Origin of the sequence: Pseudomonas sp. GM50, assembly GCF_000282375.1 — a bacterium.
GTDB lineage: Bacteria > Pseudomonadota > Gammaproteobacteria > Pseudomonadales > Pseudomonadaceae > Aquipseudomonas.
Genome location: NZ_AKJK01000137.1, coordinates 60,454 through 76,040 on the forward strand (window position 1 = coordinate 60,454; position 15,587 = coordinate 76,040).

At 60.3% G+C, this 15,587-nt stretch carries 15 protein-coding genes; 8 read left to right on the forward strand and 7 right to left on the reverse strand.

Annotation, left to right across the window (positions count from 1 at the left end; genetic code table 11):
• Positions 1-240: 240 nt before the first annotated feature.
• Positions 241-1,557, forward strand: a complete 1,317-nt coding sequence (locus PMI30_RS01845; RefSeq protein WP_008014739.1) for an MFS transporter — start codon at positions 241-243, stop codon at positions 1,555-1,557.
• 99 nt (positions 1,558-1,656) lie between these two features.
• Here the strand turns inward: PMI30_RS01845 and purT are convergent, their stop codons facing one another.
• The 5 genes from purT to PMI30_RS01820 form a co-directional block, all read right to left on the reverse strand.
• Positions 1,657-2,838, reverse strand: a complete 1,182-nt coding sequence (gene purT, locus PMI30_RS01840) for a formate-dependent phosphoribosylglycinamide formyltransferase (protein WP_008014740.1) — start codon at positions 2,836-2,838, stop codon at positions 1,657-1,659.
• Positions 2,839-2,937: 99 nt separating this feature from the next.
• Positions 2,938-3,405, reverse strand: coding sequence for a VUT family protein (locus PMI30_RS01835; RefSeq protein WP_008014742.1), 468 nt, complete (start codon positions 3,403-3,405; stop codon positions 2,938-2,940).
• Between the two features lie 226 nt (positions 3,406-3,631).
• Positions 3,632-3,847 (reverse strand): DUF1289 domain-containing protein, encoded by a 216-nt coding sequence (locus PMI30_RS01830; RefSeq protein ID WP_008014745.1) that lies wholly within the window; start codon positions 3,845-3,847, stop codon positions 3,632-3,634.
• Positions 3,844-4,368 carry a gamma carbonic anhydrase family protein gene (locus PMI30_RS01825; RefSeq protein ID WP_003221962.1) on the reverse strand — a complete coding sequence of 175 codons (525 nt, stop codon included), beginning with the start codon at positions 4,366-4,368 and terminating at the stop codon, positions 3,844-3,846. The genes PMI30_RS01830 and PMI30_RS01825 overlap by 4 nt, the downstream gene beginning before the upstream one ends.
• A gap of 56 nt (positions 4,369-4,424) precedes the next feature.
• Positions 4,425-5,024: a CoA pyrophosphatase gene (locus PMI30_RS01820; protein ID WP_007897550.1), complete on the reverse strand. Its 600-nt coding sequence runs from the start codon at positions 5,022-5,024 to the stop codon at positions 4,425-4,427.
• 146 nt (positions 5,025-5,170) lie between these two features.
• On the opposite strand from PMI30_RS01820, the gene PMI30_RS01815 reads away from it, so the two are divergent.
• The 7 genes from PMI30_RS01815 (at position 5,171) to nagE (ending at position 14,100) form a co-directional block, all read left to right on the forward strand.
• Complete coding sequence (locus PMI30_RS01815; RefSeq protein ID WP_008014747.1) at positions 5,171-5,722, forward strand: NUDIX hydrolase; 552 nt, start codon at positions 5,171-5,173, stop codon at positions 5,720-5,722.
• Positions 5,723-5,787: 65 nt separating this feature from the next.
• On the forward strand, positions 5,788-6,291 hold the full coding sequence (locus tag PMI30_RS01810) for a L,D-transpeptidase family protein (RefSeq protein ID WP_007897548.1): 504 nt from the start codon (positions 5,788-5,790) through the stop codon (positions 6,289-6,291).
• A 485-nt stretch (positions 6,292-6,776) separates the two neighbouring features.
• The gene (locus PMI30_RS01805) at positions 6,777-7,508 is read left to right on the forward strand and encodes a GntR family transcriptional regulator (RefSeq protein WP_008014749.1); all 732 of its coding nucleotides are present in this window, start codon (positions 6,777-6,779) and stop codon (positions 7,506-7,508) included.
• A 69-nt stretch (positions 7,509-7,577) separates the two neighbouring features.
• Positions 7,578-8,684 (forward strand): N-acetylglucosamine-6-phosphate deacetylase, encoded by a 1,107-nt coding sequence (nagA, locus tag PMI30_RS01800; protein ID WP_008014752.1) that lies wholly within the window; start codon positions 7,578-7,580, stop codon positions 8,682-8,684.
• Positions 8,665-9,687: an SIS domain-containing protein gene (locus PMI30_RS01795; RefSeq protein ID WP_008014755.1), complete on the forward strand. Its 1,023-nt coding sequence runs from the start codon at positions 8,665-8,667 to the stop codon at positions 9,685-9,687. Before nagA ends, PMI30_RS01795 begins: the two co-directional genes overlap by 20 nt.
• Positions 9,688-9,799: 112 nt before the next feature.
• Positions 9,800-12,316 (forward strand): phosphoenolpyruvate--protein phosphotransferase, encoded by a 2,517-nt coding sequence (ptsP, locus tag PMI30_RS01790; protein WP_008014756.1) that lies wholly within the window; start codon positions 9,800-9,802, stop codon positions 12,314-12,316.
• A 53-nt stretch (positions 12,317-12,369) separates the two neighbouring features.
• Positions 12,370-14,100 (forward strand): N-acetylglucosamine-specific PTS transporter subunit IIBC, encoded by a 1,731-nt coding sequence (gene nagE, locus PMI30_RS01785; RefSeq protein ID WP_008014757.1) that lies wholly within the window; start codon positions 12,370-12,372, stop codon positions 14,098-14,100.
• Between the two features lie 148 nt (positions 14,101-14,248).
• Here nagE and PMI30_RS01780 read toward each other — a convergent pair whose 3' ends face one another.
• Positions 14,249-14,647 carry a DUF6124 family protein gene (locus PMI30_RS01780; RefSeq protein ID WP_008014758.1) on the reverse strand — a complete coding sequence of 133 codons (399 nt, stop codon included), beginning with the start codon at positions 14,645-14,647 and terminating at the stop codon, positions 14,249-14,251.
• 260 nt (positions 14,648-14,907) lie between these two features.
• Positions 14,908-15,360 (reverse strand): hypothetical protein, encoded by a 453-nt coding sequence (locus PMI30_RS0130010; RefSeq protein WP_032836292.1) that lies wholly within the window; start codon positions 15,358-15,360, stop codon positions 14,908-14,910.
• Positions 15,361-15,587: the final 227 nt, after the last annotated feature.

Sequence of the window (15,587 nt, forward strand, 5' to 3'; positions counted from 1 at the left end):
ACGAACGCATTCAGCCATTTTTGCGGCCGCTCCGCGCCCGAACGGGGGCAAGCCCCCTCGCCACACTGGCATCGTCTACTTTGGCCCCTTGTTGTATCGATAGCCGCCTTCCTATAATCGAGCCGCTTACCCAGCCCCCCATACCCCGTGCTACCCGCACTCTGCGTTAAACCCACATCCCTGGGTATTCGACCATAATAATTCGCTCCACTGGGGCACATGACTGTCAGGGATTACCGCATGACGACCAGCACAACGTTCAGCGACACCACGCCTGTCCAACCAACCAACTCCGCCACCCGAGTAGCCACCGCGAGTTTCATCGGCACGGCCATCGAGTTCTACGACTTCTACGTCTACGCCACTGCGGCAGCGCTGGTGATCGGGCCGGTGTTCTTTCCGCAGACCTCCGGTACCGCCCAGATGCTGTCGGCGTTCCTTACCTTCGGTATCGCCTTCCTTGCACGGCCACTGGGGTCGGCACTGTTCGGCCACTTCGGTGACCGCATCGGGCGTAAATCGACACTGGTCGCCTCCCTGCTATTGATGGGCGTGTGTACCACGTTGATCGGCGTGCTGCCGGGTTACGACAGCATTGGCGCCTGGGCGCCGATCCTGCTTTGCGTGCTGCGCTTCGGCCAGGGCCTGGGGCTGGGTGGTGAATGGGGCGGTGCCGCATTGCTGGCCACGGAGAACGCGCCCAAGGGCAAGCGCGCCTGGTACGGCATGTTTCCGCAACTCGGCCCATCGATCGGGTTTCTGGCGGCCAACGGCCTGTTCCTGACTCTGGCCATGAGCCTGAACGACGAGCAGTTCCGTTCGTGGGGCTGGCGGATTCCGTTCCTGCTCAGTGCCGCGCTGGTGATGGTGGGCCTGTATGTGCGCCTCAAGCTCCACGAAACCCCGGTGTTCGCCAACGCCATGGCTCGCCAGGAGCGGGTGAAGATTCCGCTGGTCGAGCTGTTCAGCCAATACTGGGCGCCGATGCTACTGGGTGCCGGGTCAATGGTGGTGTGTTACGCGCTGTTCTACATCTCGACGGTGTTTTCGCTGAGCTATGGTGTGTCGACGCTCGGCTACACCCGCGAAACCTTCCTCGCTCTGCTGTGTTTCGCCGTGCTGTTCATGGCGGCCGCGACACCGCTGTCGGCTTGGGCGAGTGATCGTTTTGGGCGCAAACCGGTGCTGATCATCGGCGGCGTATTGGCGATTCTGTCCGGATTCCTGATGGAACCGCTGCTGACCCAAGGCTCGACCTGGGGTGTGGCGCTGTTCCTGTGCATCGAACTGTTTCTGATGGGCGTGACGTTTGCGCCGATGGGCGCGCTGCTGCCAGAACTGTTTCCGACCCACGTGCGCTATACCGGCGCATCGGCGGCGTACAACCTGGGCGGCATTGTCGGAGCCTCGGCGGCACCGTTCTTTGCGCAGAAACTGGTGGCGATGGGCGGTTTGAGTTATGTCGGCGGGTATGTGTCGGGGGCGGCGGTGCTGAGCTTGATCGCGGTGCTGTGCCTGAAGGAGACGCGGCATAACGATTTGAATCGGGTTGCCTGAGGCAAAAGCTTCGCGGGCAAGCCTCGCTCCTACAGGTCCACGTCGAAGTTCGGCGCAGATTTGTAGGAGCGAGGCTTGCTCGCGAATGCCGCGACTCGGTTACAGCTCTACAACAACAGCTTGGGAAGCACGGGTCGCTTTAGCCCGTGCAGCCTCGATCGACTCATCACGCGCCAACGCCACACCCATCCGACGCTGGCCATTGACCTCAGGCTTGCCGAACAGACGCAACGCAGTATCCGGCTCACTCAACGCAGCGCCCAAATTGGCAAATGCGGTCTGAGTCGACTGCCCTTCTACCAGAATCACCGCCGAAGCCGATGGACCGAACTGACGGATCAATGGAATCGGCAGGCCCAGGATCGCCCGTGCGTGCAGCGCGAACTGCGACAGGTCCTGGGAAATCAGGGTCACCAGACCGGTGTCATGCGGACGCGGCGAGACTTCGCTGAACCACACCTGATCACCCTTGATGAACAGTTCGACGCCAAACAAACCACGGCCACCCAAGGCTTCGGTCACGGCTTTGGCAACGCGCTCGGATTCAGCCAGAGCAACCGGGCTCATGGCTTGTGGCTGCCAGGATTCCTGGTAGTCGCCCTTCTCCTGACGGTGGCCAACCGGCGCACAGAACGTGGTGCCGCCAACGTGGCGTACGGTCAGCAGGGTGATTTCGTAGTCGAAGTCGATGAAGCCTTCGATGATCACGCGACCTTTACCGGCGCGGCCACCTTCTTGAGCGTAATCCCAGGCCTTGCGCACGTCATCGACACTGCGCAGCAGGCTCTGGCCTTTGCCCGAGGAACTCATGACCGGTTTGACCACGCATGGGAAACCCAGATCGTCGACAGCCTTGCTGTAGTCCTCGAAGGTGTCGGCGAAGTAGTACGGCGACGTCGGCAGGCCCAGCTCTTCAGCGGCCAGGCGACGGATGCCTTCGCGGTTCATGGTCAGCTGCGCGGCGCGAGCGGTCGGAACCACGGTGAAGCCTTCGGACTCCAGCTCTACCAGGGTCGCGGTGGCGATGGCTTCGATTTCCGGCACGATGAAGTGCGGCTTCTCGGCTTCGATCACTGCACGCAGGGCGGCACCGTCGAGCATGTTGATCACATGGCTGCGATGGGCGACTTGCATGGCCGGCGCATTGGCGTAGCGATCCACGGCAATCACTTCAACGCCCAGGCGTTGCAGCTCGATCACCACTTCCTTGCCCAACTCACCACAGCCACACAGCAATACGCGGGTCGCGGTTGGCGACAATGGAGTTCCGATACGGGTCATCTCAGGTCCTCAAGAAGCGGATCATCGAGGGATGCGGTGCCTGGCACGCTTCCCATGGGGAGAAAGCGCGGCATTTTACATGAACCTGAGGGTTTGGCTTCAGCTGACAACGGCCTGATTACGCAGGCGCCAGGCCATGATCAGCCATACAACCGTCACACCTGCGAACTTCGAGCCCATGGCGGTGAGGATCACGGCCGGCGTGAAGGCATCGATCATGCCGAAGAAAATGAAGGTGTCCAGCGGGATGCTCAGCGCCGAACTTATCCACAGGCGATCATGCAATGGCCGCTTGGTGATGCTGAACACCAGCCAGTCGATGCACTCGGACACGGCGAATGCGATCGCGCTGGCCAGCGCGATGGACGGGTCGGAAGTGACATAGGACAGCACCAACGCCACCAGCATCGCCGCGATCGCGCCGTGGCCGAAGCGGGTTTGCACCATGTCGCGCAGCACGAACACCAGACCACCCCAGGCCGACCAGATGATGTCCAGGTGCGGGGCGCTGGAAAAGGCGTAATTGATCAGCACGACGCTGCTGATGTAGGCGATCAGGAAGAGCATGGGGCGGGAGTACCTGTCGATTTTGGTGCACAGGGTACTTCATCCTCAACGCACAAATCACCTGTGGCTAAGGAGCTTTGTGGCGAGGGGGCTTGCCCCCGTTGCGCTGCGAAGCGGCGCTAAACCTGCGACTTTATTCTTTCAGGCGTACGGCATTTGCTGATTTCACGACTGCTGCGCAGCCGAACGGGGGCAAGCCCCCTCGCCACAGAGCCGCTTACAACCATCAGGAATCGGATTTGGATGGCAGCATCCAGATCAACCCACTCGACTTCGCCCGCTCATGACACAACCCCAACACCTTGCGCCGCTCTGCGTTGTCCATCCGGCTCCAGCGGGTGATTTCTTCCACCGTGCGCTGACACCCGGTGCAAATGTCATCCTCATCCAGCGCACAAATGTTCACGCACGGCGATGGAACCGGTCGTTCAATGGTGCTCATTCTTCCTGCTCGACCAGATCGCGGGCGTAGCGCTGCGAGTTATGCACATAGTGCGCAGCACTGGCTTCGAGCATCTTCTTTTGCGGCTCGGTCAACTCGCGTACGACTTTGCCCGGCGAGCCCATGACCAGCGAACCGTCCGGAATTTCCTTGCCCTCACCGATCAGCGAGTTGGCGCCGATGATGCAGTTCTTGCCGATTTTCGCGCCGTTGAGAATCACCGCATTAATACCGATCAGGCTGTAATCGCCCACCGTACAGCCGTGAAGCATCGCGTTGTGACCAATGGTCACGCCGGTGCCAATGGTCAGCGGGTAGCCCATGTCAGTGTGCATCACGGTGCCGTCCTGCACATTGCTGTTCTTGCCGATCAGGATCAGTTCGTTGTCGCCACGCAACACGGCGTTGAACCAGACGTTGGCGCCCTCTTCCAGTTTGACCTTGCCCACCAGTACGGCATTGGGTGCGACCCAACTCTGCGGATGGGTGTCGACGCGGGCGTCGCCCAGGCGGTATTTCATCTTATTGTCCTCAAAGGCTCAGGCAGCCGCAGACTCATGCCATGCGAACGATGGCTTCAGGTGTTGATAAAACTCTTGGGTGGTTGATGCAGGCTGATTTTCGCGTCATAGAGCAGGTTGATCAACTCGACGATCATGATCGCCGTCAGCCCCCAGATCTTGTATTCGCCATAACGGTAGCTCGGCACGTACCAACTGTGGCCCTGATAGTCGATGCGATGGGTGTGCTCTCGCGGGTCCTTGCGGAAAAATTCCAGCGGCACACTGAACACCGCGGCGATCTCGGCATCGTTGGCCTGGTACTCGACGAAATCCGGAATCACGCCGACATAGGGCGTGACCTTGATGCCGTGCAGGGAGATCAATGGGCTCAGCGGGCCGATCACTTCAACCAGCCCCGGTGGCAGGCCGATTTCTTCTTCGGCTTCGCGCAGGGCGGTAAAAATCAGGTCAGGGTCTTCGGGGTCGCGTCGACCGCCGGGAAAGGCAACTTCGCCGCCATGGGTCGAAAGCCCGCTGGCGCGAAGGGTTAGCACCAGTTCCGGTTCGTCACTGCGCGTGATGGGCACCAATACCGCGGCTTCGGGGAAACGTCGGTCGGTTTCCAGCGTACGCGGCGTGTGATTGCTTACCCGGTGCAGTAGCTCGTCCAGCATGAGTCTTCTCGATCTGTGCCTTACCCTGCATCATGCACCAATCGCACCGGCCGCCCAAGCCCCGAACAGCCTCATGTCGCGAAACGACAACTTGCCGACCGACACCGCTGCACGCCAAGATAGGCGCAGCATTCAGGAACCCAAGCATGAAATTTTGCAGCCAATGCGGCAACCCGGTGACCCAGCGTATTCCCGAAGGCGATTCGCGCCTGCGTTTTGTCTGCGATAGCTGTCATACCATCCATTACCAGAACCCCAATATCGTCGCCGGTTGCGTGCCGACCTGGGGTTCGAAGGTGCTGCTATGCCGTCGCGCCATCGAGCCACGGCTCGGTTACTGGACCCTGCCCGCCGGCTTCATGGAAAACGGTGAGACCATCGAACAGGCCGCCATTCGCGAGACCGCCGAAGAAGCCTGTGCCCGGGTGCGCAACCTGAGTATCTATACGCTGATCGACGTGCCACACATCAGCCAGGTGCATGTATTCTTTCGCGCCGAGCTGGTGGACCTGGATTTTTCCGCGGGGCCCGAGAGCCTGGAAGTGCAACTGTTCGAAGAAGCCGACATCCCTTGGGCCGAACTGGCTTTCCGCACGGTGGGCCGTACCTTAGAATGCTTCTTCGCTGACCGGCGGACCGAGGTCTACCCCGTGCGGTCCGAATCGATCCCGCCGCTGGTCCAGCCTGCCATCATTTAAAGCTGCTACACATAAAAGCACCTATAAAATAAATAGTCGCGACACCTCTTAGGGATATCGTTTCAATGCGCTGGTTGCTTGCTGTTTTTTGCTTATCGTTCGTCGCTGTCACCCAGGCTTCCTCCACGGAAACGCTGGATGGCAAAGTCATCGATAAAGTTCTGGTTCTCAAATCAGCCCATCAATTGCAATTGATCAATGATGGCAAGCCGATCAAGACCTATCGCATTTCCCTGGGGAAACGCCCCAAGGGGCCGAAACTGATGGAGGGCGACAAGCGCACCCCCGAAGGCTTTTATTGGGTGGACTGGCGCAAGATCAGCGAACGTTTCAACCTGGCGATGCACATCTCCTACCCTAATATCAGCGACTCCGCCCGTGCCCGGCGCGAAGGCGTCGAGCCTGGCGGCATGATCATGATCCACGGCACCCCAGACACCGAAGACAACCCCGAAGACCTGTTCCATACGCTGGACTGGACCGACGGCTGCATCGCCATGCGCAATATGGACATGCGCGAGGTTTGGGGTTTGGTGCCGGACGGCACGATGATTGAGATTCGCCCGTAAAACCTCCGGACTTGCGCAATGCTTTTGTGGCGAGGGGGCTTGCCCCCGTTCGGCTGCGAAGCAGCCGTAAAATCAGCAAACGCGGTGATTCAGTTGGAACGAGGTGGCAGTTTTTGGCGCCGCTTCGCAACGCAACGGGGGCAAGCCCCCTCGCCACAAGGGATCGAGCGGGCTCCAACATTATGTTCTGGCCGCTACCTTCGGTCGCTCATCGAAAAATAATTTCAAAAGATCGCAGCCTTCGGCCGCGCCTACCAGGTAGATACCAATTCCGCCTGTAGGCGCTACCAAAGGCTGCGATCTTTGCTTTCAAAATCCCCTCCTCTAATACCACTTAGAACCTACCCCCCTTAAGGGCCTCCAGCAGGACGGGCTTTAGCGCGCCAACAGCAAAGTACTGGCATTGACATGGTATTTAAGTGGTATTAGGTTTCGTCCCACAACCGGGCGACAACAATCCTACATCCGCATCGGACCAAACCTAAATGAATGACCTCCAGGCCCTACGCCCTGACGACACCCAGCCCACGCCGTTGTACCTGCAACTGGCGCGCAATCTGGAAGCGGCGATCCATGCCGGCCAGTGGAAAGCCGAGCAAGCCATGCCGTCGGAACGCAATCTCAGCGAACTGCTGGGTATCTCTCGCGTCACCGCGCGCAAAGCACTTGAAGTGCTGTTCGAGCAAGGCCTGATCCGCCGCAATCAAGGCTCAGGCACGTTCATCACGCCACGCCTGGAACAACCGCTGTCGCGACTCTCGGGGTTCAGTGAAATGCTCCGGCTCAAGGGCTTCGTCCCCGGCTCGCAATGGCTGGAACGGGAAATCACCCCGCCGACCCACGAAGAACTGATCCGCCTCGGCCTGTCACCCAACGACAAGGTCGCGCGGCTCAAACGCTTGCGCAAAGCCGACGACACAGTGATGGCGATCGAGATGAGCACCCTGCCCGCCTCGATCATTCCCAAACCGCAAGCGGTAGGCGATTCCCTCTACGAATACCTCGACGGCATCGGCAAACCGGTGGTCCGCGCCCTGCAACACATTCAGGCGATCAACGCCTCGGACGAATTCGCCGCGCTGGTGGGCATTGCTCCCGGCACCGCCATGCTGCTGATGACCCGGGTCGGCTACACGGAAGACAACACGCCGATCGAAGTCACCGACACCTATTGCCGCAACGACTACTACGACTTTGTCGCAGAGCTGCGTAGATAAAGAGCTCCGTAGATAAAGGGCTCCGCAGATAAAGAGCTTCGTTGCTAAACGAGCAAACGAGAACCGATCATGTCCGAAGACAACATCCTCACCGCCCACGGCTGGGTTCGCGGCCGGCTGATCCACGAACACGGCAAGGTCCTGTCCATCGAAGGCCAGCCGTGCGATCCGGCGGACAACGATCTGCCTTACCTGCTGCCGGGTTTCATCGACCTGCACGTTCACGGCGGCGGCGGCAAAGACATCATGGAAGGCGCGCCCGCCTTCGAAACCATCACCAGAACCCACGTGCGGTTTGGCACCACGTCGCTGCTGGCGACCACCATGACTGCGCCGAACGAAGAGATTTCGCGAGTGCTCAAGGACGTCGGCGAGTTCTGCGAGCAGCGGCCAAAAGGCAGCGCCCGAGTCCTCGGCGTACACCTCGAAGGCCCGTACATCAACCCCGGCAAACTCGGCGCTCAGCCGAATTTTGCCCACACCGCATTGATGGCCGAAGTCGAAGAATACCTGACGCTGGCGCCGATCCGGGTGATCACCATCGCCCCGGAAATCGCCGGTCACGACGGTTTGATCCGCACCCTCAGCGCTCGTGGCGTGCGCATGCAAATCGGCCATACGCTGGGCAGTTATGAGGAAGGCGTCGCTGCGCTTGCGGCCGGGGCCAGCAGTTTCACCCACCTCTACAACGCCATGAGCCCGCTGCATCACCGTGAGCCGGGCATCGTCGGCGCGGCGCTGGCCCACGCCAAATACGCCGAGCTGATTCCGGACTTGCTGCACGTGCACCCCGGCGCGATCCGCGTGGCGCTGCGCTCGATCCCGTGCCTGTATTGCGTCACCGATTCCACCGCCGCCGCCGGCATGCCCGACGGTGAATACAAACTCGGCAGCCACACCGTGACCAAATGCCTGGGCGGTGTGCGCCTGCCCGACGGCACGCTGGCCGGCAGCACCCTGACCATGGATCAAGCCTTGCGCAACCTGGTGAAGATCGGTTTGCCGATCAGCGAGGCCTCGCAACGACTTTCGCAATTCCCCGCCGACTACCTCGGCCTTCAAGAACGCGGACGCTTGCAACCCGGCGCCTGGGCCGACTGCGTGCGGCTGGATCGCTCACTCACACTGACCGCCGTCATGGTCGAAGGAGAAGACATTGACTTCAAAAATGCTTGAAGAGGCGCTGTCCTCGTTCGAGGCCGTGCAAGCCCAATTGCAGCAGCTCGACCCGCCAATGATCGAGATCGCCGGACGCCTGCGCCGTCAGCCGCCACAAGTGGCGATGACTGTCGCTCGCGGCAGCTCCGACCATGCCGCGAGCTACTTTGCCTACCTGACCATGCAGCAACTGGGCATCCCGGTCGCGTCGTTGCCGATGTCGGTGGTGACCATGCAGCAAGCACCGTTGAAGGTCAGTGGCCAAGTCGCGTTCGCCTTCTCGCAGTCGGGGCAAAGTCCGGATCTGGTGAACAGCCTGCGTCTGCTGCGCAAGCGCGGCGCCCTGAGCATCTCCATGGTCAACGCCGAGAACTCGCCTTTGGAAGCCGCCTGCGAATTCAGCCTGCCGCTGTGCGCCGGCACCGAAAGCAGCGTCGCCGCGACCAAGAGTTTTATCGCCACCCTCACCGCCAGTGCCCGCCTGATCGCCCACTGGAAAGAAGACGTGGAGTTGCTGGAAGCAGGCCTTGCCCTGCCGGAAGGTCTGCGCGACGCGGCGCAACAGGACTGGAGCCTGGCCATCGATGCGTTGCGTGATTGCCAGCGTTTGATGGTGATCGGCCGTGGCGCCGGTTTCGCCATCGCCCAGGAAGCGGCCCTCAAATTCAAGGAAACCTCGGCGATCCAGGCCGAAGCCTTTAGCAGCGCCGAAGTCCGGCATGGTCCGATGGCGCTGATCGACGAGAACTACCCCTTGCTGATCTTCGCCCCGCGCGGCGCCGAGCAGGCCGGGTTGCTGAGCCTGGCCGCCGACATGCGCCAACGCGGTGCCCGCGTGCTACTGGCTGCGCCAGATGACGTCGCCGAACGCGACCTGACCCTGAGCCGCGCCGAACACCCGGCCCTCGACCCGATTCTGGCGATCCAGAGTTTCTACGTCATGGCCGCAGGCTTGGCCGTCGCCCGAGGCATGGACCCGGACCAGCCGCGTCATTTGAGCAAAGTGACGCGCACGCACTGAACCGATTGGTATCCATCCCTATTTGCTGGCGGATGAATACCCCCGAGCTGACGAGTTAATCCGCACAGGGCGAGTTGATCCGAACCGTAGTTTTTATTGATGAGACCGAGCCATGCACAACAACAATAAAGAGCTGACCCTCAGCGCCCCGCTCAGCGGCCCGGTGCTCACACTCGCCAAAGTCCCGGACCCGGTGTTCGCCAGCGGCGCGATGGGCGACGGGATTGCCATCGACCCGCTGAACGACACCCTGTACTCGCCCTGTGAAGCGGTCGTGATCCACGTCGCTCGCACCGGCCACGCCATCACTTTGCGCGCCGATAACGGTGCCGAGTTGCTGCTGCACCTGGGCCTCGATACGGTCGAATTGCAGGGCGTCGGTTTCTCGATGCTGGTCAAGGAAGGGGCGCGCGTCAGCAATGGCCAGCCGTTGTTGCGTTATGACCTGGACCAGGTCGCGCAGCAGTGCAAAAGCCTGGTCAGCCTGATGATCCTGACCAACAGCCAGGACTTTCAGGCGCGGCCGATTACGCTGAAATCGGTGAAGGTCGGCGATCCGCTACTGCACATCGTGCCGAAAGCGGCCAACGGCGCGCAGATCGACATTGAGGTCGTCGGCATCGAGGTTCAGGGGCATATTCATGTCGCCCATCGCGGCGGCCTGCACGCCCGGCCTGCCGCGCTGATCCGCCAGACCGCCCAACAGTTCAAGAGCAAATCCTGGCTGCACTTCGCCGGCAAATCGGCGGCCTGCGACAGTTTGATCGGGCTGATGGGGCTGGCCGTCGGTGAGCAAGATGAAATCAGAGTCAGTTGCCAAGGACCGGACGCCGAGGCTGCGCTGCAAGCCCTGTTGGCGGCGTTATCCACAGCCTTGGCCGAAGACAGCCACGCCGCTGCACCAGCGCCGATGGTTCAACGCAATCGCCCTGCCGAAGCGGGCGTGTTGCATGGCGTGTGTGCAGCTCCCGGTCTGGTGGCTGGGCCGTTGTTTCGTCTGAACTCGATCAGCTTGCCGATGGATGCCGGCAATCATGATCCCGAGCAACAACGGCAAAGTCTGGACACAGCACTGACTGGGGTACGCAGCGACATCGACGCCACTCTGGCCCAAGCGAAGAAGCACAAGAATACTGACGAAGAAGCCATCTTCGCCGCGCATCTGGCGCTGCTCGAAGACCCGGCGCTGCTCGATGCGGCTTATCAATCCATCGACCACGGCACCGCTGCGACTCACGCCTGGAGCCAATCCATCGACGTGCAATGCGAGGTGCTTCAGCAACTCGGCAGCCCGTTGCTGGCCGAACGCGCCAACGACCTGCGTGACCTCAAACAACGCGTGCTGCGCGCCCTGCTCGGTGAAACCTGGCATTACGACGTGCCGGCCGGCGCCATTGTCGCGGCCCATGAACTGACGCCATCCGACCTGCTGCAACTGAGCCAGCAAGGTGTGGCCGGGTTGTGCATGGCCGAAGGTGGCGCGACTTCCCATGTGGCGATTCTCGCTCGCGGTAAAGGCTTGCCGTGCATGGTTGCGCTGGGTTCGACGCTGCTCGATCAGGAGCAAGGTCAAGCGGTGGTGCTGGATGCCGACGGCGGACGTCTCGAACTGACGCCGAATGCCGAGCGCCTGGCCGAAGTGCATCAGGCGCAACTTGATCATCAGCAACGTCGCGCGCTTCAACAGGCTCAGGCTCACACCCCGGCACTGACACTGGATGGTTTGCACATCGAAGTCGCCGCCAATGTCGCTTCCAGCGCTGAAGCGGCCGATGCACTGGCCAATGGCGCCGATGGCGTCGGCCTGCTGCGCACCGAATTTCTGTTTGTGGACCGCAACACCGCGCCGGACGAACAGGAACAACGCACCGCCTATCAAGCCGTGCTCGATGCCATGGGTGACAAGTCGGTGATCATCCGCACCATCGACGTCGGCGGCGACAAGCAACTCGACTATTTACCGCTCCCCGTGGAAGCGAATCCGGTGCTCGGTTTACGCGGCATTCGTCTGGCTCAGGTCCGTCCGGAACTGCTGGATCAGCAATTGCGCGCACTGCTGCAAGTCAGCCCGTTGTCGCGCTGCCGGATCCTGCTGCCGATGGTCACCGAAGTCGATGAATTGCTGCACATCCGCCAGCGTCTGGATGCGCTGTGCGGCGAACTCGGCCTGAGCCAACGCCCGGAGCTGGGCGTAATGATCGAAGTCCCGGCCGCCGCGCTGCTGGCCGAGCAACTGGCCGAACACGCGGACTTCTTGTCCATCGGCACCAATGACCTGTCCCAATACACCCTGGCCATGGACCGCGACCACGCCGGCCTCGCCTCCCGCGTCGATGCGATGCATCCGGCATTGCTGCGGCTGATCGCCCAGACCTGCGTCGGGGCTGCGGTGCACAACCGTTGGGTCGGCGTCTGCGGCGCCCTCGCCTCCGATCCGTTGGCCACGCCAGTGTTGATTGGTCTGGGGGTCAGTGAGTTATCGGTGAGCCCGGTGCAGATCGGCGAAATCAAAGACCGCGTCCGCCACCTCGATGCTACCGAATGCCGACGCATCAGCCAGGACCTGCTCAAGCTGAGCAGCGCCAGCGCGGTGCGTCACGCTTGTCATCAGCAATGGCCTCTGAGCTGAGCAACGACAACAAGAACAGCGACTAAAACAACAAGAACCCAGGGAGATCCGCCATGTACCAATACTTCATCGAAGGCCTGCAGCGCCTCGGTCGTGCGCTGATGCTGCCGATCGCGATCCTGCCGATTGCCGGGTTACTGCTGCGCCTGGGCGACACCGACCTGCTGGACATCGCGATCATCCACGACGCCGGTCAGGTGATCTTCGCCAACCTGGCACTGATCTTCGCCATCGGCATCGCGGTCGGTTTCGCCAAGGACAACAACGGCACCGCAGGCCTGGCCGGGGTCATTGGCTATCTGGTGATGATCTCCACCCTCAAAGTGCTCGATGCGAGCATCAACATGGGCATGCTCGCCGGGATCGTCAGCGGCCTGATGGCCGGCGCGCTGTACAACCGCTTCAAAGACATCAAATTGCCGGAGTACCTGGCATTCTTCGGTGGTCGGCGTTTTGTACCGATCGTCACCGGGTTCGCCGCCGTCGGCCTGGGCGTCGTGTTTGGGTTCATCTGGCCACCGATCCAGCACGGCATCAATGGCTTCGGCACGTTGATGATGGAGAGCGGCAGCTTCGGTGCTTTCGTCTTCGGCGTGTTCAACCGCCTGCTGATCGTCACCGGCCTGCACCACATCCTCAACAACATGGCGTGGTTCGTGTTCGGCAACTTCACCGACCCGACCACGGGAGCTCTGGTGACAGGCGACCTGTCGCGCTACTTTGCCGGCGACCCGAAAGGTGGCCAGTTCATGACCGGCATGTTCCCGATGATGATCTTCGGCCTGCCCGCCGCCTGCCTGGCGATGTACCGCAACGCCTTGCCGGAACGACGCAAAGTCATGGGCGGGATCTTCTTGTCCATGGCCCTGACCTCATTTTTGACCGGCGTGACCGAACCGATCGAATTCGCCTTCATGTTCCTCGCGCCGATGCTGTATCTGGTGCATGCGCTGCTGACCGGTTTGTCGATGGCGATCACCAACCTGCTGAACATTCACCTGGGCTTTACCTTCTCAGGCGGCTTCATCGACATGATTCTGGGCTGGGGTGAATCCACTAATGGCTGGCGGGTGGTTCCCGTGGGGCTGGCGTATGCGGTGATCTACTACGTGGTGTTTGATTTCTGTATTCGTCGGTTCAATTTGAAGACGCCGGGGCGTGAAGATGTGCCTACCGGCGACAAAGTTGTGATCGCCAAGAACGAGCGCGCCGGGGCTTACATCAAGGCGCTGGGCGGTGCGCAGAATCTGATCACGGTGGGTGCGTGCACCACTCGGTTGCGGCTGGACATGGTTGATCGCAACAAGGCATCCGATGCGGACTTGAAAGCGTTGGGCGCGATGGCTGTTGTTCGCCCGGGTAAGGGTGGAAGTTTGCAGGTCGTAGTTGGGCCGATGGCAGACAGCATTGCCGATGAGATCCGGTTGGCGATGCCGGCATTGGGGCGCGCGGTTATCGCCTCCCCCGCTGCCGTTGTCGACGTACCTGAAACTGCCACTGTGGCGAACATAGAAGCCCAGCAATGGCTGAAGGCACTGGGCGGTGGTGACAATGTGCTGCAAATGGATTGTGTGGCCATGACCCGGATTCGGTTGCAACTGGCGGATGGCAAGGCGTTGTCGGAGGGTCAGTTGAAAGCGCTGGGTTGCATGGGTGTCAGTCAGTTGGACGGTGGAGTTTGGCATCTGTTGATTGGCGACAAAGCGCCGAGTTTGAGTTGTGCGCTGCAGATGTTGGTTGATCGCAGCGAGGTGAGTGCCAAGGTTCGGATTTATGGCGGCTGAGAGTCAGTCTTCGCGGGCAAGCCTCGCTCCTACAAGTGGCGACCGACACATACCCCGTAGGAGCGAAGCTTGCCCGCGAAGAGGCCCTCACGACCAATGAAAATCTGCCCGCTGACCGCCACAGGTCCAGCGGGCTTTTTTCATTGTGCTACCCCTGCGGATCCACCTGATCCAACACCCGGTTCACCGACAACTCCGCCAACGAAATCATCTGCTGAATCCCCAATGCCAGATTGCACGCTGGGCCGGTCAGGTCAAACGCCAACTCACTGGCCATGACATTCGCCGAAGCCAGGGTTTCACAGGCATGGGCCAGCAGAGTTTCGGAATCTACGTTGGGCGCGACGACGAAAATCGTACTTGGACGCTGGCCGGCTTTGGCCTTCTTCCGGGACGGTGGCGCGAGATAGTGATCGAGTGCACGGATTGCGGCGTCGTGGAGTTTTTTGGAATTGAGGCAGGCGTAGGGAGAAACGGATTCGTTTTCAATGTTTGTTTCCACATCTTCTACGTCTGTTTCCGGGGAATTGGGATTGTCTTCAATCATGGTGGAGCTCCTAAAAAATTGGAGCGACCGACATCACTTATTGATGCGGCGCCTATAAGCGCCTAACGATTCTTCGGGCTTGCAGTCCCGGTCGCTGAATTGGCAGCGACAGCCAAAGGTTAGAGAGTCCACTTCCGACGGACAACCTGAAAGACTTGTGGGAAGGTTCTGATGTTTTGCCTGACGAATAAACGCCATCGATTATCCAAGCGGACAGCAAAAACCCGACTTAGGCCGGGTTCTTGTAATGCAGCTTAAGCTCAGAAAAACGTAGCGCGCTGTTCAGCTTCGTAGTGCCGAGTCTGGAAAGGCATGAGGGATTGAGCCTTCAGACCAAGCCCCTCACTTAACCCCCAAGTGACGGCGAGGTCATCACGGCGATGGCGAAGTGAAACGGCCGATTGTGGTGTTACTACTTCTCTGGAAGCCGAGTGTTCAAATAGCTCAAGGGCATTGAGAGTCTCCGACACGCGACCATCAGACACGCACGAAAAACGAGTAAGTCGCTCGAGCAAGTAGCCTGCACGACGAAGCTCGACCTCGTCTGTGTGGCGACTCAGAAAAATTGAAACTTCACTCTCAAGATTCAATTTCGAGTACCAAACAGCTTTGGCCGCGCTGACAAGCGCCGCGTCATCTGCTTGATTTAGAGGACGTTTGACCAATGTGTCCAAGGCGGATGAGAGGACGTGGCCGCTAGCGGGCTTCGTCATCTGTATTCTCCAAGTAGTCTTGCAAAATATGGGTAAGAACGGATTTTGGAGATTAGAGAGGCCACTTCCGACGGACAACCTGAAAGACTTGTGGGAAGGTTCTGATGTTTTTAGCGATCAATAAACATCTTTGCCTGTAAGGCCGTCATCGCGAGCAGGCTCGCTCCCACAGTGGGTTGGCGTATGTCTGCAAGAGATTGGGCGGCTGGCAGGCCGCCTTCGCGGGC